Origin of the sequence: Pseudoclavibacter sp. CFCC 14310, from assembly GCF_008831165.1 — a bacterium.
Classification (GTDB): Bacteria; Actinomycetota; Actinomycetes; order Actinomycetales; family Microbacteriaceae; genus Pseudoclavibacter_A.
On sequence record NZ_WBKC01000002.1, the window covers coordinates 400640 to 422458 of the forward strand.

Here is a 21819-nt window from a genome sequence, read left to right on the forward strand (position 1 = left end):
ATCGCGATTCAGCTGCGTTTGGGCGGACGACCTCGCCGCGGACGCTCCTGATCGATCGGAAACGCGGTCGGCGTGCGGGCCGCCTGCTGAATGACCTGACGCAGCCAGTTCGTCTCGGCGTTGAGCATGCTGTGATACCCAAGCCAGACCATGCTGGTGATCGGTTCTGGCAGACCTTCAAGCGGGGCGGTCGAGCGCTGCAGACAGGCCTCGAGATGCCGTTCGGCGACGGCTTTGCCATCGACTGAGGGCAGAGAGAGCGCAAGTGACACTTTGCGAATAGTGTCGAGCGCCGACGCCCCGTCGTCCACCGACTCAAGCCATCGGTCGAAGACCTCACGCCCGGCGTCGGTGGGTTCGTAGAGCACCCGGCCGTTCTGGGGTGCGCCGAACTGCTGCACGAGTTTGTCGCGGCCGAGCCGTTCAAGGGTCGAGTAGATCTGGCCGGCATTGACGTCCATGAGACCTGCCGTGCGGCGCAGCAGTTCACTGCGCAGCTGCGTGCCATAGCAGGGCGACTCAGCAAGGATGCCGAGGATGCCGAAGCGTACGACCATGTCTCCTCCTCATCCAGCAGTCAATGATACCGGGTGAGTGCGGCGTTCCTGCTCAGGCGCAGGGTGTCAGTACACAGACCGGTGACGGCGCAGGGCCGCCCGGTGCTTCTCGCACGCGCGATCAGACGCTGCGTACGCCGACGACGGCGTTGTGCCCACCGAAGCCGAATGAGTTCGAGATCGCGAAGAGCTGGCCCTCGTCAGGCAGCTGATGGGGTGCTCCGGTCGGTGCGAAGAACGGCGTCTCAGGATCCTGCTGGTCGAGGTTGATCAGCGGGGGAGTGACCCGATCCTGCACCGCCTTGACGGTGAAGACCGTCTCAAGCGCACCGGTGCCGCCGAGCAGGTGCCCGGTGTTGCCCTTGGTCGCGGCGACCGGGATGCTGTCGAGCGCATCGCCCAGCACAGCGTGTAGGGCTTTGTACTCGGCGGGGTCGCCGACCGGCGTCGAGGTCGCGTGCAGGTTGATGTGGCCGACGCTCTCAGGCGTCTCGCCCGAGTTCTCCAGAGTCGCCCGCACTGCACGAGCGGCGCCGAGGCCCTCAGGGTCGGGTGAAGTGATGTGGTACGAGTCAGCGGTGACTGCACCGCCGGTGATCTCGGCATAGATGTGCGCGCCACGAGCCAGGGCGTGCTCTTCGCTCTCGAGCACGAGCACCGCGGCGCCCTCGCCCATGACGAAGCCGTTGCGGTTCACGTCGAGCGGGCGTGACGCGTGCTGCGGGTCGTCATTGCTCTTGCTCAGCGCGCGCATCGATGCGAACGCGGCGAGCGGCAGCGGGTGGATGGTCGACTCGGTGCCGCCGGCGATGACCACATCGGCGTAGCCCTGCTGAAGATGGTCGTAGGCGTTGACGATCGACTCGACCGACGATGCGCATGCGGAGAGCACGGTGCGAGCGAAGGCCTGCGCCTGGAACTCCAGTGAGATGGCCGCGGCTGAGGCGTTCGCCATCAGCATCGGCACGGTCAGCGGCATGACGCGGCGAGGGCCGCGCTCCCGCAGCGCGTCATAGGAGTCGAACAGCGTCCACACGCCGCCGATGCCGGTGGCGAAGTCGACGCCCAAACGGGTCGGATCGACCTCGGGCGCGCCGGCATCCTGCCAGGCCTCGCGCGCCGCGACGATCGCAAGCTGTGTCGACGGGTCGTTGCGTTTGACCTCGACAGGGGTGAGCACCTCTGCGGGGCGCACTTTGGCCTGACCGGCGAAGCGCACCGGCAGGTCATACTTCTCGACCCAGGGCTGGTCGATGGTCGAGACTCCGGATTCACCGTTGAGCAGCGCCTGCCAGGTCGAGGCGACGTCTCCGCCGAGCGGATTGGTCGTGCCCATGCCTGTGACGACGATCTTCTTCTTCATGGTCTCTCCGTGTCTCAGATGTCTCTTGGGGGAACGGCGCCGATCGTGTCGGCGCCAAAATCTCTGACGGGCGTTTGTGACGCTGCCGTCGGGCGGCGGGCGCGGCGACGCGTCCAGATGTGGATGCGCGTCGCCGGCGCCGCGAGTGGGTGGCCGTGCACCTTGGTGACGGCCGGCGTCAGCCGAGCCTACTTGCTGGCGTTGACGATGAAGGTGACGGCGTCGCCGACGGTCTTCAGGTTCTCGATCTCTTCGTCGGGAATCTTCACGCCGAACTTGTCCTCGGCGTTCACGACGATGGTGGTCAGCGAGATCGAGTCGATGTCGAGGTCGTCGGTGAACGACTTGCCCATCTCGACGTTCTCGGCCGGAACACCGGTCTCCTCGTTGATCAGCTCGGCCAGGCCCTTGAGAACCTCATCCTGAGTGTGTGCCATTTTCTTCTCCTTCTGTGTGTGACGAAAGCCCGGTCGGGCTGCCGCGATGCGAATGTCGCCGTTTGAGACTAGGGGAGCGCCACGACCTGTGCGCCATAGACGAGCCCAGCGCCGAAGCCGATCTCGAGCGCAAGGTCGCCGCTCTTGACCTCGCCGGCATCGATCAGCGCCCGAGTCGCGATCGGAATCGAGGCCGCGGAGGTGTTGCCGCTGTGTGCGATGTCGCGCGCGATCACCACGCTCTCGGGCAGCTTCAGCTGTTTGGCGAACTCATCGATGATACGCATGTTCGCCTGGTGGGGAATGAAGACGTCGATGTCATCAGGGGTGAGACCTGCCGCCTCAATGGCCTGCCGGGCGATCTTCGCCATGTCCCAGACCGCCCAGCGGAACACCGTTCGCCCCTCTTGGCGCAGCGTCGGCCAGCGGTTGATCTGTTCGCCGTCATGCTCGCCGAAGCCGGTGGCCTCGCCGTAAGCGACGCCGTCGCGGTACTCGAGCAGCGAGTTGGTCATATGGATGGTCTTCCAATGCGAACCGTCCGAGCCCCAGATCGTCGGCGAGATGCCTGGAGTCTCGCTGGGGCCGACGACGGCAGCGCCTGCGCCATCGCCGAGCAGGAACGAGATGGAACGGTCGGTCGGATCGATGACGTCGCTGAGCTTTTCTGCGCCGACGACGAGCACGTTGTGCGCGAGGCCGCTGCGCACCAGCGCGTCAGCCTGGCCGATGCCGTAGCAGTAGCCGGCGCACGCGGCCGAGATGTCGTAGGCGGCGGCCGGCGTCGAGCCGATCTGATCGGCGAGCCAGGCTGCCAGCGACGGGGTCTGATACGGGTGTGTCACCGTGGCGACGATGACGGCGTCAATCTCGGTCGGATCGATGCCTGCATGTTCGATGGCCTGCTTCGAAGCGGCAAGCGTGAGATCGCTCAAAGTGACCTGGGCCGAGGCGCGGCGACGGTCGATGATGCCGGTGCGCTGGCGGATCCACTCGTCCGACGACTCGATGGCCTCGACGAGATCGTCGTTCGTGACGACCTGGTCGCCTCGAGCTGCTCCGATGCCGCGGATGCGAGCGTACTTGGCTCCTTCAGCGGTGCGCATGACTGTGCTCAATGCCGTGTTCCTCACTTCGTGTTCTGCGGTTGCGATGATCAGTCGTCGAGGTGGTCGGCGATCAGGTCGGCTGCTGGTGCCAGGTCGTCAGGGGTCACGATCGCCTTGCTCGGCAGCCCCCGCAGTTCGCGTTTGGCCAGTCCGACGAGGGTGCCGCCGGGCAGCAGCTCGACCATGGCGGTGACGCCGTGCTCGACGAACGAGGCCTGGTCGGCGTCCCAGTGCACGGGCGAAGCGACCTGGCTGATGAGCAGATCGAGGTAGCGCTGACCGTCAGGCACGACCGTGCCATCGGCGTTGGTCCACAGTGGCCCGGTGGGGTCGCTGGTGCCGAAGGTGTCGCGCAGGCCGAGCAGGTGCTCGCGGGCCGGCTGCATGTAGGCGGTGTGGAAGGCGCCCGCCACCGAGAGCGGAATCACTCGGGCACGAGCCGGTGGCTCCTCGACCAGCTTGGCCACAGCGTCCACCGCACCGGCGGCGACCAGCTGGGCTGCGCTGTTGAAGTTCGCGGCGGTCAGGCCGAGCGCGTCGAGACGGGCGAGCACCTCGGTGCGGTCGCCGCCGATCACGGCTGCCATGGTGGTCGGCGTCGCCGCCGCGGCCTGTGCCATCGCCTGGCTGCGTTCGCGCACGAAACGAGCAGCGGTCTCAGCGGTGAACACACCAGCCAGAGCTGCGGCGGTGATCTCGCCGACGGAGTGCCCCGCGTAGCCGAACGGTGCCGAGTCGACACCGCGAGCGGAAAGCTCGGCTGTGAGTGCCTGAGCACTGATCAGACCGGCGGCCACGATGAGCGGCTGTGCGATCGCGGTGTCACGAATCGTGTCGGCGTCAGAGACGGTGCCGGCCTCGACCAGATCGATGCCGGTGGCCGTCGAGAGCTGCTCGGCCAGTTCGCGGAGTTCGGGACGTTCAAGCCACGGCGTCAGAAAGCCGGGCTTCTGTGAGCCCTGTCCAGGGCAGGCGAGAAGAATCATCGTCTCCATCTTTGTCGACATAGACCCCAGTATTGTGTGGAGAATCCGCACGAAATCGCCTGGAGCCCTTTAGCAGGAACCGATAAACAGCCGCAATCACTCATGGGTGTCATTGATGGCACCGAGAATCAGCGCCGTCTGCAGAATGAGCGCGTCGCGTGGCTCGGTCGGATCCCAACCGACCACCTCTGCGATGCGACGCAGCCGATAGCGCACCGTGTTGGGGTGCACATAGAGAGCCCGAGCCGTGCCCTCGAGCGAACGACCGCTCTCGAGATAGGCGCGCAGCGTGCCGAGCAGGTCGGTGGTCTGCTGCACCAGCGGCAGATAGGCGCGCTGAATCAGCGTGACGCGTGCCAAGGGGTCGCCGGCAAGCGCACGCTCGGGCAGTACGTCGTCGGCGAGTGTGGGCCGCGGTGCCGACTGCCAGCCAGCGACCGCGGTGAAGCCGGCCTGGGCTGCCTGGGCCGAGGTGCTCGCCTCGAGCACCGTTGGAACGGGCGGGCCGATAACGATCGGACCGTCGCTGAAGTGCGACATCAGGCCGCTGACGACCCGCTGCACTGAGAAGGCCGCCGAACGTTCCACGCCCTCTTCGTGCTCTGATTCAGCGAGCACCAGAACGAGCCGATCTGCCTGCACGCCCACGAGCAGCTCTGCGCCGAGCTGACGGGCCTGACGGCGCAGCTGGTCGAGATCGGGAACGCCGTGCACCGAGGCGATCACGGCGTTGACCTCGCCGACGGCCTGCCAGCCGAGAGCGGCCACGCGACTGGGCAGCTCATCGGCCGACTCACCGTTCAGCACCGAGTCGACCACCAGTGCCTCCAGGCGGTCGTCCCACTGCCCACGCGCCTCGGCCGCCTTCGCATACACATCTGCGGCGGCGAAGGCCACATCGCGCGAGTAGGTGAGAAAGGCGAGTCGCAGCTCGGGGTCGTCCGAGGTGAACTGCTCCTGCACGACCGAGATCACGACCTGCACCAGTTGCAGCGTCTGCTGCAGCGAGACCGACCGAATCAGCTCTCTCGGGGCGTTGCCGAAGATGTCGGCCGCGACCCACGCATCCGCATGAGGATGCGATGCCTCGGCCGACGTCGGCTCGCTCTCGGCGGTGCCGGAGTCGCTCGGGAGGCCGCGACTGGCGAACCAGTTAATGAACGACTGGATGCCCGACTGGGCGACCAGACCGATCGCCGAGCGCCGGGCGGGCGGCAGCGCAGCGTACCAGGGCAGGGTCTCGTCGAGACGCTGCAGCGTGGCCGTCGCCATCTCTCCGCTCACTGAGCGCAGTCGGGTCAGCGTCTGTGAACGATCGCTGGCCCGACTGCCACCGCCCGCGGCGGTGTGATCACTCATGCGCTGATTCAGCCTCGATCTCGGGTGACGGGATGTTCAGCAGGTCGTAGCGAGTGATGGCCTCGGTCGCGGCCTGTCGGCTGACGACGCCCTGTTCGGCGAGCTGCTGCAGCATGCGCACCACGATCGACTCAGCGTCGATCTTGAAGTAGCGGCGGGCTGCGGCGCGGGTGTCGCTGAAGCCGAAGTCGTCGGCGCCCAGCGTGGCGAAGGGCTGGTCGACGAACTGGCGGATCTGATCGGGCACGGCCTTCGTGAAGTCGGTGACCGCGACGATCGGGCCCTTCGCGCCGCGCAGCTTCTCACTGACGAAGGCGGTCTTCGGCGTCTCTTCGGGATGCAGGAAGTTATGCTCCTCGGCGGCGACGCCGTCGCGACGCAGCTCGTTCCAGCTGGTCACCGACCAGACGTCGACGTTCACGTTCCAGTCATCGGCCAGGATCTGCTGCGCCTGCAGCGCCCACGGCACGGCGACGCCCGAGGCGAGAATCTGTCCCTGCGCCTCGCCGCGAGGAGCCAGCGCCACGCGGTGGATGCCTTTGACGATGCCCTCGACGTCGACGTCTTCCGGTTCGGCAGGCTGCTGAATCGGCTCGTTGTAGACGGTCAGGTAGTAGATCACGTCGGGGTTCGGATGCGTGCCGCCGTACATGCGGTCGAGGCCGCTCTCGACGATGTGCGCGATCTCGTATGAGTAGGCGGGATCGTACGTGATGACTGCGGGGTTGGTCGACGCCAGAATCGGGGAGTGACCGTCAGCATGCTGCAGGCCCTCGCCGGTCAGCGTCGTACGACCGGCTGTCGCACCCAGCAGGAATCCGCGGGCTCGTGCGTCGGTCGCCGCCCAGAGCACGTCGCCGGTGCGCTGGAAGCCGAACATCGAGTAGAAGAGGTAGACCGGCACCATGATCTCGCCCTGCGTCGAGTACGACGTGCCGAGCGCCGTGAACGCAGAGGCCGCGCCGTCCTCGTTGATCCCGACGTGGTAGATCAGACCCTGCGGGCTCTCTTTGTACGCCAGCAGCAGCTCGCGGTCGACCGAGGTGTAGTGCTGGCCGTGCGGGTTGTAGATCTTCTTCGAGGGGAAGAACGAGTCGAGGCCGAAGGTGCGGGCCTCGTCGGGCACGATCGGCACGAATCGCTTCTCCCAGCCCTTCTGTGCGAGCAGATCTTTGAGCAGACGCACGAAGGCCATCGTGGTGGCGACCTTCTGCTTGCCCGAGCCCTTCTTGACCGAGCCGTAGGCCTTCTTGGGCGGCAGGTCGATGTGGGTCGGGTGGTTCTGACGATCGGGGATGTAGCCGCCGAGCTCTGCACGCCGCTCGCGCATGTACTGAATCTCGGGAGCGTCGTTGCCGGGGTGATAGTACGGGGGCGCCCAGTGGTCTTCGGCCTCGATCTGTGCATCGCTGATCGGAATGCGCATGTGATCGCGGAAGGTCTTCAGGTCGTCCACCGTCAGCTTCTTCATCTGGTGCGTGGCGTTGCGGCCTTCGAACGAGGGGCCGAGGCCGTAGCCCTTGATGGTGTGAGCGAGGATCACTGTGGGCGACCCGGTGTGCTCCATGGCTGACTTGTAGGCCGCATACACCTTGCGGTAGTCGTGACCGCCGCGCTGCAGCGCCCAGACCTGATCGTCGGAGTAGTCCTTGACGAGTTCGAGGGTGCGCGGGTCGCGCCCGAAGAAGTTCTCGCGCACATATGCGCCGTCTTCGGTCTTGTAGGTCTGGAAGTCGCCGTCTGGGGTGTCGTTCATCAGCTTGACGAGTGCGCCATCGGTGTCGCGCGCAAGCAGTTCGTCCCACTCACGGCTCCAGACGACCTTGATGACGTTCCAGCCCGCACCGCGGAAGAACGACTCGAGCTCCTGGATGATCTTCGTGTTGCCGCGCACCGGCCCGTCGAGTCGCTGCAGGTTGCAGTTGATCACGAAGGTCAGGTTGTCGAGCTGGTCGTTCGCTGCGACCTGCAGCAGACCGCGTGACTGAGGCTCGTCCATCTCACCATCGCCCAGGAACGCCCAGACGTGCTGCTGCGAGGTGTCTTTGATGCCGTGGTTGTGCAGGTATCGATTGGCCTGCGCCTGGTAGATCGCGTTCATCGGGCCGATGCCCATTGAGACGGTCGGGAACTGCCAGTAGTTGTCCATGTGCCGCGGGTGCGGATACGAGGGAAGTCCGCCCGGCACTGAGTGCTCCTGACGGAAGCCATCAAGCTCTTCGCTGCTGAGACGCCCCTCAAGGAACGAACGAGCGTAGATGCCAGGAGAGGCGTGACCCTGCATGAAGATCTGGTCACCACCGCCCGGATGATTCGGCCCGCGGAAGAAGTGGTTGAAACCGACCTCGTAGAGCGCTGCAGACGACGCGTACGTCGAGATGTGCCCACCGACTTCGATGCCCGGGCGCTGTGCGCGATGCACCAGCACGGCGGCGTTCCAGCGGATCCAGCGACGGTACTTGCGTTCGAGCTCTTCATCGCCGGGGAAGGCCGGCTCGTTCTCGGTCGCGATCGTGTTGATGTAGTCGGTCGTGGGGATCATCGGCACGTTCAGCTGCAGATCTTTGGACCGCTTGATGAGACTCATCATGATCTCACGCGCGCGTCCGCGACCGTGGGCCGATACGAGCTCGTCGAGCGACTGCTGCCATTCGCGCGTCTCGTCCACATCACTGTCGACGTAGTCGGGCTCGTACGGATCCTGGCTGTTTACCGCCATCAGTTCCTCACCTTCGTTTGGTTGTTGACCACAGATCAGTGTAAGGGAAGCGACAAGCATCCCAGTGGCTTCGCCGAGCAACCGAATACGATCTGATCGCTTCGGGGATGCGCGGCTCGCGCCGGCGGGAACGCCACAGCAGGTGCCGGAACGCGTCGAACAGCGCGTCACCACTCCACTGTGGAAAGACCCTCTCAGTGTACGGGGTGAACGTGGCCTCCCTGACACGGTGCCCGACGCCGTGTGAATTCACCTGCTCGCTGTGTGCAGGTGCCTGCTCGCTGTGGACGTGCCGTGCCAGTGCTCGCCGTCGCGTCAGCGGACACCAGCATTGACGCAATCGGTTCAGCGACGCGGTGCGCCTTCCGGAGCAGACGCACCGGCAAGGCGCACCGTTCGTGTGACCTCAGAGAATCCGTTCTCCAACAGCTGCTCTGCAGTGAGACCGTCATGGTTCACACGCCGGTGGTGTCGTGCGAAGAGGTACCCAATGGTGTGGGCAGCCAGCAGGACGCCCAGAGTTCCGAGCGTGAGTGATTCCACAGCGAGACGTGAGACGCCCCACTGCTCGCCGAAGTCGTACGGCAGCCCCAACATTTGTTCGAGCACCCCGGGAGCCAACGCCACGAACGAGCCGATGACGATCCAGAAGAGCGTGATGACGGTTGCCACCACAGCACCCCAGCGTCCGCCGGGTACGACGTAGGGGCGTTCGACGTCTGGGAAACGACGACGCAGCCTCAACACCGATGGCAGGATGAGCAGGTAGCTCAGCAGCAGTGTGGTGGTCGCGACTGAGAGCACGACTGAGAACGCAGAGCTCGACGAGCTGGTCGCCACCCACGTCGCCACCAGGGTGAAAGCCGTCGAGATGATGCCTGAGAGCATGTTCACTCTCAGCGGTGTGCCCAGCGCCGTGTTGAAACGCCCGAAATACTGCGGAAAGGCACCATCTGCACCAGAGACGGCCTGCACACGGTCTGAGGCGATCATCCACGCGCTGCCCTGCGTGAGCACGATGTACAGCAGTGCGACGGCCGAGAGCCAGAGCAGCACCGGCTGGGCGGGGCCGTACACGCTGAATGCCTCGCCCAGTGCGTCGAGAATGCCCGAATCGCCGCTGAGCGTATCAGCCGGCAGCACTGCCAGAAGGGCCAGAATCGGCAGCAGGTGGCACACGGCCGAGGTCAGCCCAGCCGCACCGATGGCCCTCGGCACATCGCGTTTCGGGTTGCGCATCTCTTCGGCCGCGCCGTTGGCGGCCTCGAAGCCCAGCAGAGCGAACAACAGCACCGGGGCGATGGTCAAGAAACCGCCAGCTGTCGGTCGCAGAAGCGACGCATCCATCGGCTGCACACCGTGCTGCAGCGCATAGAGCGCAGCAGTGAGAACCAGCACAGCCAGCAGACCGACCTTCACAATGGCCCCGATGTTGATCAGGATCTTGCCGAATCGAATGCTGATGATCGCGATGCCGATCGCCAGCCAGACGAACGTGAGTTTGAACAGGATGTCGGAGAGGCTGCCGGCGGGCAGCGGCGCGATGTGTGCGTTCCACGTGGCAGCCGCGATGAATGCGAGCGAGCCGCCGAGCCAGATCGGGTTGGTGACCCAGTAGAGCAGTGAGGCGAGCCCGCCGGCATAGCGCCCGAAGGCCAGGCGCACCCAGACATAGGGGCCGCCCTCCTGACGGAATGTGCTGCCAGCCTCACTGATGAGGAGGCCATAGGGAAACAGGAATGTGACCGCGAGAATGACCACCCATGTGAGTGATTCAAGCCCACCACCTGTGGCGATCTCGGCAATGGTGTCGATGCCGAGGGTTGCGGCGATCGTGAGGAGCACCATGTCGAGGCGCCCCAGGTGACGACGCAGCCCGTGTGACGGGCCGGCACCGAGTTTCGAATCGACAGTCGTGCGCCGGTCGGTATCGAGTTGAGGCGACGAAGTCACGCAGGGCCTTTCGACAGGAGAGTGGGGATTGCCCTGCGACGATGCCGAGCCGCTACATTGTATCGCCGGGCGCGGGCGACCTCCGGGGTTCCGCTTTGCTCAGCAATGTCAGATGATTGCTGCCATGGCCAGATACAGCACGATGAGAAAACCCACTCGGCAGCAGCTGCTGCGTCTCGAAGTCGTTCGCACCGAGCAGATCTCGGCGCACTGGATGCGTGTGACGCTCGGCGGCGGGCAGAGCGCGCTCTTCGAGCCGATGGGCTTCGACCAATGGTTCCGTCTGTTCATACCGGCCGCTGCGACCGACGATGCGCGTGAGGCGCTCGACCGAGTGCCGGCCAACGCCAACAAGACCATGGGGTACTTCAAGTTCCTTGCGACGATTCCGCAGAGTGTTCGCCCCATCATGCGCAATTACTCGGTGCGGGCGTTTCGCCCCGCAGATTTGACGGCCGGCCGCACCGCCGAGATCGACGTCGACTTCGTGCTGCACGGCTCAGCCGAAGACGGCACCGCAGGCCCCGCCAGCACGTGGGCGCAGAACTGCCAGCCCGGCGACCCCGTCGCACTGATCGACGAGGGCATCGTCTTCAACCCCGAGCAGGGCACCGACCGTGTGCTGCTCGTCAGTGACGAGACCGGGCTGCCAGCGATCTCAAGCATCTGCGAGTCGCTGCCGGCCGATGCAGTCGGCACCGTCATCGCCGAAGTTCCCGCAGCAGGTGATGCTCTCGACTTCGCGCACCCGGCCGGCGTCGACGTGCGCTGGGTCGTGCGCGAGACATCCGACGACCCACACGTCAAACCGGGCACGCTGGCACTCGCCGCTCTGCGCGAGATCGAGGTGCCAGCGCCGCCCGTGCACGCGTTCATTGTGGGGGAGCAGGCGCTGCCCACCTCGGCACGCCGCCACCTCGTCGAAGCGGGAGTTCCCAAAGAGCACATCAGCTTCGTCGGCTACTGGCGCATGCCTGCGAAGCAGAAGTGATGAAACGCGTCTCGACGACATACCTGCTCATCTGTGCGGCGATCGGCGTAGCAGGGGCGTTGATCCTGCTTCCGGCGAACTGGGTCTCGACGGTGCTGTTCGCCGCGGCCCCGGTAGCCGGTATGGCGCTGGCCGGCGTCTGGCTGCTGCCTGCGGTCATCGCGCTGCGCCTCGTGCGACGGCCCGGTGCCGGAGTGCTCACGGGACTCGTCTCGGGCATCGCGCTCATCCCCGCCTCTGGCTACGGGTTCGCCAGTGTCGCGACCAACGTCTGGTGGGCCTTCTTCGCCGAGATCGGCTTTCTCATCCTGGCCTACCGACGTTGGCACACCTGGCAGCACTATCTCGGCGCGGCTCTCGTCGGCGTGCTCTATCCGGTGCTCGCGGCCGAGGTCTATCAGCTGTGGGCTCTGCCACTGAGTCTGCAGATCGCGTTCTTCGCGCTCTGTCTGGCGAGCTGCGTGGTCGGCACCTGGCTCGGCATCAGCGTCGCAGACCGGCTGGCCCGAGCCGGTGTCGCACGAGCGGTGCGGCGCTAGGCTTGGGCGCGTGACTGACGACTGCGCCTCTGAGACACTCGACGCCCCGCACCTCGCGGCGCTGCCGGATTTCGACCTGCTGAATCAGCACGGGGAGTCGGTGCGGCGGTCTGATCTGCTCGGTGCGCCTGCGTTCGTGGTGTTCTATCCGCATGCGTTCACGCCGGTGTGTGCGGGAGAGCTCGATCAGCTCGCCGATGCGGCGCCTGCCTTGGGCATCCGCATTCTGGCCGTCAGCACCGACCCGCAGCCGACCCTCGCGGCGTGGCATGTGCAGCAGCCGCGGCCGTTCGATCTCGTGGCCGACTACTGGCCGCATGGGGGCTTCGCGCAGGCGTGCGATGCCTTCGACGACGTGACGGGTGCGGCTCGGCGCGTGTCGCTGGCGGTGGATGCTGCAGGCGCTGTTCGCGCGCGCATCGAGACCGCCTCGGGGCAGGCGCGGCCGATCGGCTGGTATGAGGAGTGGGCGCGGCGGTTGTGAGCTGAGATTGAGGGCGGGTTTTGCTCGGCACCTGCGCAGATCGCTCGACACCTGCGCGGATCGCTCGAAATTCGCCGATTTGGAGCGATCCGCGACCACATGGAGCGATCGGCGACGGTGTCTTGAGCGAGTCCGAACCTGATGCACTTCGACTTCGGCTACAGTTGGGTGTCGCGGGCCTATAGCTCAGTTGGTTAGAGCACCTCGTTTACACCGAGGGGGTCGGGGGTTCGAGTCCCTCTGGGCCCACAGTTTCAGGCGTGCGAGAACTCGCGACATGCGTAGGTGTGAGTTCCGCTATGGTGAACGGTTCGGCTAGGCGAATTCTGGTTTCTTCGTCTTGGCTGATCTCGATGCCGTTCGTGAACGCTTAGTTGGAGTGGCGTCGACACTGGTCGTCGGTGCGTGTGAGCGTGTCGAGGTCGATGGCGTCAGCGAAGGGGCGCCGCCAGGAACTTGTCGCTCTCGTCCTGTAATCGCTTCCGCGTCGCGACCAGTTTCGCCAGTTCCGTGTTTCGCGCAGCGAGGCGTTCGTCGACCGCGGCCTCGACTCATGCCGCGAGCCCTGCGTACTGCGCTTCGGTGATCGTGATGCTCCGGTAGCAGTCGGTAATGAGGTGCTCCGCAAGCCCGACGGGTATTGCGCGGCGGGTGCAGGTGGTGCGTTTCGAGGCGCGCCCGGAGCAGACGGAGTAGGCGTAGTGGTGGCCTTGCTTGTTGGTGAGGAAGTCGAGTTGGAGGTGTGAACCGCATACGCCGCAGAAGGGGCTGCCTTTCAGGTAGTGGTCGTGGGCGCGCTTGCGCTCCCGCGCCGTGTTGCTGGAGCCCAGCAGGGTGTGGACTCGTTGCCAGGTCTCGATGTCGATGAGGGGCTCGTGGTTGCCGGGGTGTTCTGCGCCCCGGCAACGAACCGTGCCGATGTAGTACGGGTTGCGGAGGATCTTGAAGAACGTCGAACGTCCGACCTGGTGCGGGGCCGGTTCCTCGTCGGCGCGGTCGTGAGCCCTCTCGCGGTGATCTCCGAGTGCAGGTCGAGGACGACACAATCACCGTTCGCGTACTCCTCGAACACCCACCTGATCAGCGGCGCGCGGAGCGGGTCGAGTTCCACGGTGCGGTGCTCGCGCCCTTGGGCATCGCGTTTGCGAACGTTGAAGTCCCCGATGGGTGCGCATCGGGGTGCCGCCGGTGGCGACCTTCTGCCGGAGCCCCTTGCTGACTTCGGTGGTGAGGTTTTTCGAGTAGAACTCGGCGATCGACGACATGATCCTCTGCAACAACATGCCCGACGGGGTCTCGGCTATGCTCTTCGTCGCGGACACCAACGTGACGCCTGCTTCGATGAGGGCTCGTTAGATCTCGACATTATTGAAGCAGTTGCGGGCGAGCCGGTCGACCTTGTGGACGTTGCAGTAGTTCACCCGATGGGCTTTGCGTAGTCGAGCATCCGTTTCAAGTCGGGTCGGTCGGCCGAGCGGGCGGATTCCCTAGCGTCAACAAACTCCGCCACGATGCTTCCGCCGAGCATGTCGGCTTTGCACTGATTTACCTCCCGCTGCGCCGGGATCGAGAAGCCTTCATCCCGACCGCCCTTCGACCCTTGCTCTTTGGTCGAGACTCGTTGGTATGTCATGACCGTCAATGCGGATGGAATCTCAGCCTCGGGTGCTGGCAGTAGAAGAATCATCGTCATTCCTTTCTTCGACCTGAACGCTGCGAGTGCGGGTCGGCTGGCTGGGATCGTCTCGCGCGGTTCTCGTGCGCTGCTGGGCTAGTTCGTCCGCATGAAGCTCATCGGCCAGATGCAAGACGAGCGCGACGAGGCTCTTCATGTCAGGTTCTTCCCGCGGACGTGGCGTCGCGGTGACAAAGCCAGACGCCGCCCTGTGCGGTAGCTCTCGCCGATCGGCAAGAGGCGTGACCGCTCAACAATAGGTGTGCGTGGCGGTGCTCAAGCGGCCGGGAGTACCTCACACAAGAGCGGCTAGGGAGCGACAGAGGCAGGGGCGTGGCCGTCGTCTGAAAGATGTGTGGTGTTCTCGGTAGGTTCGAGGATATGGAACTTCACGAGAAACTGTCACTAGCGATTGCTGCGAGCGACCTCCGCTATGTGGCGGGGAGCATACTCGGTGCAGAGAACCATCCTCGTACCTGGCCATTCGCCCAATGGGGCGCGATGGTCGCGTATGAGACGGCAAAGACTCTCAGCGATGTGCATGCGTGTCGACTGGAACTGGGCTGGGAGCTCGAGATTGCGACTGCAGCACGACATGGGGGCAAGTTCTTCGACGTGCGGCGTGCAAGTCAACTAGATGACGTGGTCGGTGACTTCCACGCGCTGGGTATTGCTACACATACTGCGTTCTATCCCGATGACAGGCGAGGTCGGCTGTTCGACTTTCTTCGTGACGACTTTGCGGTGCTGGCCGATGGGCCCGAATTGGTTCTTACGAACGTCACTGGACACTTCATGGTCGGGCTGCCGCCGGACCGTGTCGTAAAGGTGGATTCTTGGGGCCCTCATGTTCACGATCTCGCGATGGGTATCGGCCAACTGACAACCGCGCTTGTCGGTGAGGGTCGCTACGAGCTTCGGACTCACGGAAACAAGGATTCTGAATCGCTGACCTGGTGGGACGGGAAGATCGCGAAGGTTGTCCCTGCCATCTTCGGAGGACAACTGGAGCCGGATCTTGCGATGGCCGTCGTCAGCATCCTGTCGACTGTTCAGGCCTCTCGTCGCTGGGCGCACGCAGAGTGTTGTGGGTCGTGTGATGCGGCCTCGCTGAAACATCGTTTTGTCGTACTTCACCATGCGGCCCGGTCACTCCAGCAGCTGGCTGCTCGCCCCGAGATTCTCCAACCTCTTGCTGCAAAGCATGTTCATGCGCTCACGGACTCTGCGGACTTGCGGACCATCGTTGACGCGCCATTCCGCCGGCTGCGAAACGGTTGGCTTCACCTTGGGCTCGGTGACATCGCCGCGACCCTACCAACGGAGGTCAACATTCTGACGCCCGTGCAGGCATACACGCAGATGGATCTACTCCCTTTCACTGAACTGGTCGATCGAGGTCTGGATCAGATCGCGACGGGGATCGGGGCATGGCTCGCAGAGCCTGGAGACAAAGGCTTGCGGCTATTTGATTGCCTACATCGGCCGCCAGGCTGAGCAGGAGTTATGTGCGAGGCGACAGAAGGAGCTTCCGGCTGCCGAATGTAGCCGTGACTTCGATGGTGCCGCCGAGGGCTTCGACGTATGACTTGAGGGTCGCAAGCCCGGAACGATCGAGATCGCCGGACTCCAGGGCCGAGATCGTGGGCTGGGTCAGTTCCATGCGTTCGGCGAGTTCCTTCTGCGTCATGCCCTGCTCTTCGCGGATCTCACGCAGCCGGTAGGCGCGCTCCTCGGCCTCCATGCGTGCGACGTGGTCGGCAACGGCCTGCTCGTCGACGGGACGCTTGGCACGCACATCACTCCACGCTGCGGTCTTCGTCTTGGTGCTCATCTCACTCCTCCTCTGTCAGCCACTCATCGAATCTGTCGTCGGCTATCGGGATGTTCTGGTCGTACCACTGCTTCCACCTGCCCGCTTTGTCTCCGGCGATGAGCAGGATGGCCCTGCGTTTCGGATCGAAGGCGAACAGAATCCTGATCTCACTGCGCCCTGCCGATCCAGGTCGCAGTTCTTTCATGTTGTGATGCCGGGAACCCTTGATCCGATCTGCCGTGGGCCTCCCGAGCGTCGGTCCTTCGGACTCCAGTCGGGTGATCGCGGCGGCGACCAGGTTGTAGGTCTCGTCATCCAGCCCCAGGACCCACGACTCCACGTCGTTCCAGAGCCGCACATCCCAAGACATGCCCCCAGTATAGATCGGACTCGATATCGACTCAAGCAAATGTTGGTGAGCTCAGTTGCGGCGGTTCATGAGCCATCCTCGACGGTCGCCGTCCGCGTCTTCTCCCACACTGTCATCTGGCTCACCTCGAACCGCCTCACGATCGACAAGACGCTCTCGCCGCTATCGCGAGCCGTGTGAATGGCGTCTATCTGGTGAAGCGTAGGGGGGGGGAGTTCACCTCCGTCGCGTTGGTTCTGTGGCTTCATTGAGAAGCGCCGAAGTGCCCACATTCTCGGCCTCACCAGCACACAATCTCGTTTGTTACCATGAGGTTTCCGCAGGACTCGACCTGTTTCAGCGCATGGGATTCGAGTCCTTCTGGGTCCACAGATGCAGCGGGGCAAACAGCACCAGCGTCAGCCTGAGAGCCAGCGTCGAAGCGATAGGAGTGGAATGTCTGTTCCAGCGACCAAAGCCGAGCCCCTTGCCGCGATCGACAAGATGTTCGCTCAGCTCGAGCGAGATCTCGATCGGGTGCCACTCGCCTCAGTGCGAGAACCTGTACTCGACGGACACGTCAAGAACACATGCATGAGCCCGGCCGATCTGGTCGCCTATCTCATCGGATGGAATCAGCAGGTGCTCACATGGCACCGGCGCAGAGCCGCGGGCCTTCCTGACGAATTCCCAGCACCTGGCATCAAGTGGAACGAGCTGGGATCGCTGGCGCAGCGCTACTACGCAGCTCACGCAGATGACTCATGGGAACAGCTGCGCACGCAACTACGCGACGCGAAAAGTGCCATTATCGAGCTGATCGACGGCTACTCTGACGCTGATCTCTACGGTCGACCATGGTATGGCAAGTGGACCATGGGGCGAATGATCTCATTCAACACGTCATCACCGTATGCTAACGCGCGCGGCCGCATCCGTGCCTGGCTCCGCACGCGCTGAGTTTTCCGGCCATCGGCGCGCCCGGTGAGTGTCCCTCAGCCATTGACCTCGTCGCCCCACCCGCTGACGACTACCTTGCCCACGACATGGCCTGTCTCGACGATCTCGTGCGCCTCGCGCAGCGTGGATGCCGAAATGGGGGAGAGCCTGACCGCTGCTGTCGTCGTGATGAGGCCGCGATCGACCAGATCGGCGACCTGCTCGAGGATGCGATGCTGCTGAATCATGTCTGGTGTGCGGTGCATGGCGCGGGTGAACATGAACTCCCAATGCCAGGCGATGCTCCTGCTCTTGAGCGGGGAAACGTCACGAGGCCCATCGTCGACCGCCACGACCTGGCCGAACGGCCGCACGATCTGCGCATAGGTATCGATCTGGCCGTGTGAATGCGCAGTGAAGAGCCAGTCGGCGCCCTCGGGCACAATTGCGGTGACCTGCTCGATCAGGTTCTGATGATGGTTCACGACGTGCTCGGCACCGAGTTCGCGCACCCACTTCGCACGCTCGGCGTCCGAAGCCGTCGCGATCACTTCGACATGGGGCAGCAGCGCCTCGGCCAGCTGCACCATGATCGAGCCGACACCCCCTGTAGCACCCACGATCAGCAGCGACCCCTCTGAATCCGCGGTCAGTCCGAAGTGGTCGAAGAGCGTCTCCCATGCTGTGAGTGCCGTGAGCGGGAGGGCTGCGGCGTCTTCAGCGGTGAGGCTCTTCGGTGCGTGCCCGACGATGCGCTCGTCGACCAGCTGCAGACGCTGATTGCTGCCGGGGCGATCGATGCTTCCGGCGTAGAAGACATGGTCTCCCGGGGCGAAGAGGGTCACCTCCGGTCCCACCGCACGAACCGTGCCGACGGCGTCGAATCCGAGCACTCTGAACCCCTCGGCAGGTGCACCCGCTCGCAGCTTCACGTCGACCGGGTTCACCGACACGGCATCCACCGCGACGAGCAGGTCATGCGGGCCGGGCTCGGGCACGCCGACCTCACGTTCGATCAGTGCCTCCGGAGCGGTGGCGGGCAGGTTCGTTTCGTAGCCGATGGCTGTTGTCGTGGTCATGAACCCATTGTGCCGACGGCATACTGGTTACCGTCAAGGGCAGCCGGTACCCTTTGGATACCATAGGTTCATGACCACCCTCGAATCCCAGTGCGAACGCAACGACGTCTACGCGGCGATGTGCCCCTGTCGAGACATGCTCGATCTGCTCGCGAACAAGTGGAGCGCGTTGGCGATCGGCGCACTCGAAGAAGGCGCGCTGCGCAACGGCGAGCTCAGACGTCGCCTCGAGGGCATCAGCCCGAAGGTGCTCTCGCAGACGCTCAAGCGGCTCGAAGCGCACGGTCTTGTCACGCGCACGGTCTATGCCGAGGTTCCCGCCCGCGTCGAGTATGCGCTGACCGAGCTCGGGCAGAGTGCGTCGGCGCCGTTGAGACACCTGCGCGACTGGGTTGAAAGCAACGCCTGATCGGCCCATCGTCGCCGGGCTCGTCGCAGCCCTTTTCGTCCGGCCAGCCTTGTCGGCGGAGATGAGCAGACTGGCCCCGCGCTTCGGGTTGGAGGCGAACAGAATTCAGATCTCTCTGCGTCCCGAGGCACCAAAAGGCAGCCACGAACAGACCCTTGACCGCGTCTGAGCACGAAACTACGATGAGCGCCGGTAGTTGCGGTGCCCGGAATTGCAGGGCGCCCGCATGTGCCAGAAAGAGGCCTATTATGAGCGGCAACTCGCCGACGGATGTCTTGGATCGGTACTTCTCTCTGTCGAACACCGCTGGCCAGCACCCGCAGGACTTCGAGGAGCTCGTCGGTCTCTTCGCACCTGACGCAACGCTGGTCTCAGGGCGCGGGGAGTCGGCAACGGGTGCTGAGGCGATCCGCAGTTTCTTTCACACGTTCTTCGCTCGCAACACAGAGCTTCACCACGTCTGGAACTCGCGGTCGACGGATGCGACGAGAGTGGTCGTCGAGTGGGCTGTCGCTGGACGTCACGCCGACGGCCACGTGTTCGCCATCACCGGCACGGATACCGCGACCGTCGACGCGAACGGCAGGATCACCTCGTTGCAGGTGGCTGCCAAGTAGCCGCCGTGGAGGCTGCGGTGTCCACACAGTGGGGAAGTCGCCCTGTCGGGCGATCTCCTGTGCGGTCACGGCTCCCTGCGAAGAGGTGCAGGAAGCGCGACTGTCAGCGGCTCAGCGCTTCGTCGCCGGCTGCTGCACGCAGGATCTCCGCAGCCTGACGTTCGCTGCAGTCACGCACACGGTACGCGTGCTCTCCAGCCGCGGTGCTCAGAATCACCGTCGCAACTCCGGCACGTCGCTGCAGCCAGGACTGATCGACGGCGACGCCGCAGACACCTCGCAGCTGCAGCAGATGCACCTTGCGCAGCACGAATCCCTGGCGCACACAGATCGTCGGTCTCGTGACGGTTCCCACAGATGCTCCGCGATCGTCAACGCCGATCAGCCGGTGTCCGAGCTGGTGGTAGTCACCGATCGCAACGCCGATGTGCAGCACCGCGAGAGCCGCAGGCGCCCAGAGCAGACTTGCCGACCACCCCAGACCGAAGACGAACGCCGCACAGACCGCCGCGAGAACGAGGTCCCAGAGCCAGAGCCGGATCAGCCGCCGCCGCAGCGCGACGAGGGGGTGCTGATTCAGCCATCCTCTGCGAAACAGCTGGGCATCGGTCGGCATGCTGCCACCCGGCAGCTCCGCGATACGGCCATCATCGCATCCGCCGTCGCAGTCACCCAGCAGAATCTCGGCGAGGGTGTGTGCCTCGGTACGACCGACCGTCGGCAGCAGCCGCGCGTCGTTCGAGGCTGGCCCGCCGCCTGTGCCGCTCGACGTGCCGAGCCCGCCGAGACCGGTCGTGATGGGCACCAGCTGTACGCCCCGTACCAGCCGCATCACGATCGAATCGCTCATTGTGATGCCGCGGATCCGTCGTGCGTCGACGGCCGAGGTCTTCGTCGTCAGCAGACCGCGACGCGAGACGAACCGGTGACCGCTGCGCACCAGTGTGAAGCCCCACCAGTTCACGAAGAAGAGCGTGATCGCGCCGAGACTCATCAGTACGAGGACGGCGACCACGAGCGGCGCCGCGAGCGCGAGCCCGACGAACGCGCGCTGCGCAGACGTGTACAGTCCCTCGATCTGCTCACCGCTCAGCAGGTTGAAGTTCTCGACGAGCTGCCAGAAGGCACCGAACAGAATCAGCGGGATCGTCAGCGTGCGCACCGTGAAGATCTCGTAGAACGCCCAGCGCCCGCGCAGCGCGATGATCGGGGTCTCGACGTCGTCGCGCGCCGTGTTCGAGACACCGCGCTCGTCCACGCTCCGCTGCAGTGTCGAAGGATGCCCCGGCTCTGAGTGAGACGTCTCCGGCCTGCCGGTGGCATCCGGCCACCCGCCGGCGGGCACGATCTGCGCATCTTTCGGAGCACGCTGGCGCAGCAGCAGGCTTCGGAGCGTCTCGGCATGATGCTGGTCGACGGCGTCGAGCTTGATCCGCTGATCGGCCTTGGCCTCACCCGTCGCGATGTTCACCACCGAGACCCGCAGCAGCCGGTGCAGCAGCCGCGACTCGATCTCGACCGTGCGGATGCGCTCGAGCGGCACCCGATGTCGCGTTCGCGAGAGCAGCCCCGACGTGACCTCGAATTCACGCTCGGTGAAGCGATAGCGAAACGTCGCATACCGAACGAGATAGCTCACCGGCTGCAGCAGCAGGCCGACCATCAGCGCCACGAGTGCGAAGGGAAAGCCATCACCTGCGTTCTTCAGAACGATCGCCGCGATCGCGACCGGTACGCCGCGCAGCAGCAGATTGACGACCCCGACCAGAGCTGTTCGGGGGTTCAGCCGATGCCACTCCGGTTCGGAGCGTCCTGTCGTCGGATGCTCGCTCTCGCCGCTCATGTCGCGTCACCGAGCGTCGACTGGGTCGCTTCGGTCAGCGACTGCACCAGGCTGTCGGCATCCTGCTCATCGAGCCCGACGATCGTCACGTCGGCACTCGCACTGGCCGTCGTCACCTTGACCGATGCCAGACGGAACATGCGCTGCACCGGTCCGCGTTTGGCCTCGACCGTCTGAATACGGGAGAACGGAGCGACCTGCCAGTGCTGTGTGATCCAGCCGGATCGGGCATAGACCGCTTGGTCGGTCAGATCCCAGCGGTGCACCCGATAGCGGATGCTCGGCGCGAGAAAGATCTCGACGAGTGCTGTGACGACCGTGACCGCGGCCAGGATCAGCGACCAGATGCGCACGGGCTCCCAGAGCAGCGCCGCCACGACGAGCACAGCGAGGATGCCGACGTTCGTGATGAGTGCGTTGAGCCGCCACATCGACTTGGCTCGCGGGCACACCGGATGACTCAGCGCGCGAGGGTGCAGCCCGAGCACCGGTGACGCCGAGTCAGAGGCGGTCAACTGGGCACCTGCGCCGCGAGACCCCGAAGCGTGCTGGTCGCCTCCGTCTGACGGAGGATCGGACCGGGGCGCTTCGGGGG

The 21819-nt window shown here is 64.7% G+C and carries 23 protein-coding genes and 1 tRNA gene; 8 read left to right on the forward strand and 16 right to left on the reverse strand.

Features of this window, described 5'->3' with window-relative positions:
- Positions 1-8: 8 nt before the first annotated feature.
- From F8O06_RS05665 to F8O06_RS05700, 8 genes are all read right to left on the reverse strand, one after another.
- On the reverse strand, positions 9-557 hold the full coding sequence (locus F8O06_RS05665) for a PadR family transcriptional regulator (protein ID WP_158037936.1): 549 nt from the start codon (positions 555-557) through the stop codon (positions 9-11).
- Between the two features lie 121 nt (positions 558-678).
- The gene (locus F8O06_RS05670) at positions 679-1920 is read right to left on the reverse strand and encodes a beta-ketoacyl-[acyl-carrier-protein] synthase family protein (protein WP_158037937.1); all 1242 of its coding nucleotides are present in this window, start codon (positions 1918-1920) and stop codon (positions 679-681) included.
- Positions 1921-2108: 188 nt separating this feature from the next.
- Complete coding sequence (locus F8O06_RS05675) at positions 2109-2357, reverse strand: acyl carrier protein (protein ID WP_158031408.1); 249 nt, start codon at positions 2355-2357, stop codon at positions 2109-2111.
- Positions 2358-2425: 68 nt separating this feature from the next.
- Positions 2426-3463, reverse strand: coding sequence for a beta-ketoacyl-ACP synthase III (locus F8O06_RS05680; RefSeq protein ID WP_158037938.1), 1038 nt, complete (start codon positions 3461-3463; stop codon positions 2426-2428).
- A 50-nt stretch (positions 3464-3513) separates the two neighbouring features.
- Positions 3514-4452, reverse strand: a complete 939-nt coding sequence (locus F8O06_RS05685; RefSeq protein ID WP_158038215.1) for an ACP S-malonyltransferase — start codon at positions 4450-4452, stop codon at positions 3514-3516.
- 96 nt (positions 4453-4548) lie between these two features.
- Positions 4549-5811, reverse strand: coding sequence for a PucR family transcriptional regulator (locus F8O06_RS05690; protein ID WP_158037939.1), 1263 nt, complete (start codon positions 5809-5811; stop codon positions 4549-4551).
- On the reverse strand, positions 5804-8530 hold the full coding sequence (gene aceE, locus F8O06_RS05695) for a pyruvate dehydrogenase (acetyl-transferring), homodimeric type (protein ID WP_158037940.1): 2727 nt from the start codon (positions 8528-8530) through the stop codon (positions 5804-5806). The genes F8O06_RS05690 and aceE overlap by 8 nt, the downstream gene beginning before the upstream one ends.
- A gap of 345 nt (positions 8531-8875) precedes the next feature.
- Positions 8876-10483 carry an APC family permease gene (locus F8O06_RS05700; protein ID WP_225733412.1) on the reverse strand — a complete coding sequence of 536 codons (1608 nt, stop codon included), beginning with the start codon at positions 10481-10483 and terminating at the stop codon, positions 8876-8878.
- 142 nt (positions 10484-10625) lie between these two features.
- Here F8O06_RS05700 and F8O06_RS05705 point away from each other — a divergent pair, with 142 nt between their 5' ends.
- The 4 genes from F8O06_RS05705 (at position 10626) to F8O06_RS05720 (ending at position 12746) form a co-directional block, all read left to right on the forward strand.
- Complete coding sequence (locus tag F8O06_RS05705) at positions 10626-11474, forward strand: siderophore-interacting protein (RefSeq protein WP_225733413.1); 849 nt, start codon at positions 10626-10628, stop codon at positions 11472-11474.
- Entirely contained in the window at positions 11474-12013 is a 540-nt protein-coding gene (locus F8O06_RS05710; protein WP_158037942.1) for an ECF transporter S component, read from the forward strand. The genes F8O06_RS05705 and F8O06_RS05710 overlap by 1 nt, the downstream gene beginning before the upstream one ends.
- 10 nt (positions 12014-12023) lie before the next feature.
- Positions 12024-12497 carry a redoxin domain-containing protein gene (locus F8O06_RS05715; RefSeq protein ID WP_225733414.1) on the forward strand — a complete coding sequence of 158 codons (474 nt, stop codon included), beginning with the start codon at positions 12024-12026 and terminating at the stop codon, positions 12495-12497.
- A gap of 175 nt (positions 12498-12672) precedes the next feature.
- Positions 12673-12746: transfer RNA gene (locus F8O06_RS05720), tRNA-Val, on the forward strand.
- 302 nt (positions 12747-13048) lie between these two features.
- Here F8O06_RS05720 and F8O06_RS05725 read toward each other — a convergent pair.
- From F8O06_RS05725 to F8O06_RS12465, 3 genes are all read right to left on the reverse strand, one after another.
- Entirely contained in the window at positions 13049-13543 is a 495-nt protein-coding gene (locus tag F8O06_RS05725) for a recombinase zinc beta ribbon domain-containing protein (RefSeq protein ID WP_158037943.1), read from the reverse strand.
- A complete protein-coding gene (locus F8O06_RS12460; RefSeq protein ID WP_192496866.1) occupies positions 13544-13819 on the reverse strand; it encodes a recombinase family protein in 276 nt (91 codons plus the stop codon).
- A gap of 95 nt (positions 13820-13914) precedes the next feature.
- A complete protein-coding gene (locus F8O06_RS12465; protein WP_192496867.1) occupies positions 13915-14184 on the reverse strand; it encodes a recombinase family protein in 270 nt (89 codons plus the stop codon).
- Between the two features lie 369 nt (positions 14185-14553).
- Here F8O06_RS12465 and F8O06_RS05740 point away from each other — a divergent pair, with 369 nt between their 5' ends.
- Entirely contained in the window at positions 14554-15669 is a 1116-nt protein-coding gene (locus F8O06_RS05740; RefSeq protein ID WP_158037945.1) for a hypothetical protein, read from the forward strand.
- A gap of 7 nt (positions 15670-15676) precedes the next feature.
- Here F8O06_RS05740 and F8O06_RS05745 read toward each other — a convergent pair whose 3' ends face one another.
- Entirely contained in the window at positions 15677-16006 is a 330-nt protein-coding gene (locus F8O06_RS05745) for a helix-turn-helix domain-containing protein (RefSeq protein ID WP_158037946.1), read from the reverse strand.
- Position 16007: 1 nt separating this feature from the next.
- Positions 16008-16358, reverse strand: a complete 351-nt coding sequence (locus tag F8O06_RS05750) for a type II toxin-antitoxin system RelE/ParE family toxin (protein ID WP_158037947.1) — start codon at positions 16356-16358, stop codon at positions 16008-16010.
- Positions 16359-16793: 435 nt separating this feature from the next.
- On the opposite strand from F8O06_RS05750, the gene F8O06_RS05755 reads away from it, so the two are divergent.
- Entirely contained in the window at positions 16794-17297 is a 504-nt protein-coding gene (locus F8O06_RS05755; protein WP_158037948.1) for a ClbS/DfsB family four-helix bundle protein, read from the forward strand.
- A 35-nt stretch (positions 17298-17332) separates the two neighbouring features.
- On the opposite strand, the gene F8O06_RS05760 is transcribed toward F8O06_RS05755, so the two are convergent.
- Positions 17333-18355 (reverse strand): zinc-binding alcohol dehydrogenase family protein, encoded by a 1023-nt coding sequence (locus F8O06_RS05760; protein ID WP_158037949.1) that lies wholly within the window; start codon positions 18353-18355, stop codon positions 17333-17335.
- A 70-nt stretch (positions 18356-18425) separates the two neighbouring features.
- Between F8O06_RS05760 and F8O06_RS05765 the strand changes: the two genes are divergently transcribed.
- Together F8O06_RS05765 and F8O06_RS05770 are read left to right on the forward strand one after the other, a co-directional pair.
- On the forward strand, positions 18426-18764 hold the full coding sequence (locus F8O06_RS05765; protein WP_158037950.1) for a winged helix-turn-helix transcriptional regulator: 339 nt from the start codon (positions 18426-18428) through the stop codon (positions 18762-18764).
- A gap of 248 nt (positions 18765-19012) precedes the next feature.
- Positions 19013-19381: a nuclear transport factor 2 family protein gene (locus F8O06_RS05770; protein WP_192496868.1), complete on the forward strand. Its 369-nt coding sequence runs from the start codon at positions 19013-19015 to the stop codon at positions 19379-19381.
- A 103-nt stretch (positions 19382-19484) separates the two neighbouring features.
- On the opposite strand, the gene F8O06_RS05775 is transcribed toward F8O06_RS05770, so the two are convergent.
- Positions 19485-21224 (reverse strand): PH domain-containing protein, encoded by a 1740-nt coding sequence (locus tag F8O06_RS05775; protein WP_158037952.1) that lies wholly within the window; start codon positions 21222-21224, stop codon positions 19485-19487.
- Positions 21221-21739: a PH domain-containing protein gene (locus F8O06_RS05780; protein ID WP_225733415.1), complete on the reverse strand. Its 519-nt coding sequence runs from the start codon at positions 21737-21739 to the stop codon at positions 21221-21223. The genes F8O06_RS05775 and F8O06_RS05780 overlap by 4 nt, the downstream gene beginning before the upstream one ends.
- Positions 21740-21819: the final 80 nt, after the last annotated feature.

Bases quoted from the DNA above. Each gene is read 5' to 3' on its own strand.
- F8O06_RS05665 (WP_158037936.1), bottom strand. From the start codon at position 557: ATGGTCGTACGCTTCGGCATCCTCGGCATCCTTGCTGAGTCGCCCTGC.
- F8O06_RS05670 (WP_158037937.1), bottom strand. From the start codon at position 1,920: ATGAAGAAGAAGATCGTCGTCACAGGCATGGGCACGACCAATCCGCTC.
- F8O06_RS05675 (WP_158031408.1), bottom strand. From the start codon at position 2,357: ATGGCACACACTCAGGATGAGGTTCTCAAGGGCCTGGCCGAGCTGATC.
- F8O06_RS05680 (WP_158037938.1), bottom strand. From the start codon at position 3,463: ATGCGCACCGCTGAAGGAGCCAAGTACGCTCGCATCCGCGGCATCGGA.
- F8O06_RS05685 (WP_158038215.1), bottom strand. From the start codon at position 4,452: ATGATTCTTCTCGCCTGCCCTGGACAGGGCTCACAGAAGCCCGGCTTT.
- F8O06_RS05690 (WP_158037939.1), bottom strand. From the start codon at position 5,811: ATGAGTGATCACACCGCCGCGGGCGGTGGCAGTCGGGCCAGCGATCGT.
- aceE (WP_158037940.1), bottom strand. From the start codon at position 8,530: ATGGCGGTAAACAGCCAGGATCCGTACGAGCCCGACTACGTCGACAGT.
- F8O06_RS05705 (WP_225733413.1), top strand. From the start codon at position 10,626: ATGAGAAAACCCACTCGGCAGCAGCTGCTGCGTCTCGAAGTCGTTCGC.
- F8O06_RS05710 (WP_158037942.1), top strand. From the start codon at position 11,474: ATGAAACGCGTCTCGACGACATACCTGCTCATCTGTGCGGCGATCGGC.
- F8O06_RS12465 (WP_192496867.1), bottom strand. From the start codon at position 14,184: ATGATTCTTCTACTGCCAGCACCCGAGGCTGAGATTCCATCCGCATTG.
- F8O06_RS05740 (WP_158037945.1), top strand. From the start codon at position 14,554: ATGGAACTTCACGAGAAACTGTCACTAGCGATTGCTGCGAGCGACCTC.
- F8O06_RS05745 (WP_158037946.1), bottom strand. From the start codon at position 16,006: ATGAGCACCAAGACGAAGACCGCAGCGTGGAGTGATGTGCGTGCCAAG.
- F8O06_RS05750 (WP_158037947.1), bottom strand. From the start codon at position 16,358: ATGTCTTGGGATGTGCGGCTCTGGAACGACGTGGAGTCGTGGGTCCTG.
- F8O06_RS05755 (WP_158037948.1), top strand. From the start codon at position 16,794: ATGTCTGTTCCAGCGACCAAAGCCGAGCCCCTTGCCGCGATCGACAAG.
- F8O06_RS05760 (WP_158037949.1), bottom strand. From the start codon at position 18,355: ATGACCACGACAACAGCCATCGGCTACGAAACGAACCTGCCCGCCACC.
- F8O06_RS05765 (WP_158037950.1), top strand. From the start codon at position 18,426: ATGACCACCCTCGAATCCCAGTGCGAACGCAACGACGTCTACGCGGCG.
- F8O06_RS05770 (WP_192496868.1), top strand. From the start codon at position 19,013: ATGAGCGGCAACTCGCCGACGGATGTCTTGGATCGGTACTTCTCTCTG.
- F8O06_RS05775 (WP_158037952.1), bottom strand. From the start codon at position 21,224: ATGAGCGGCGAGAGCGAGCATCCGACGACAGGACGCTCCGAACCGGAG.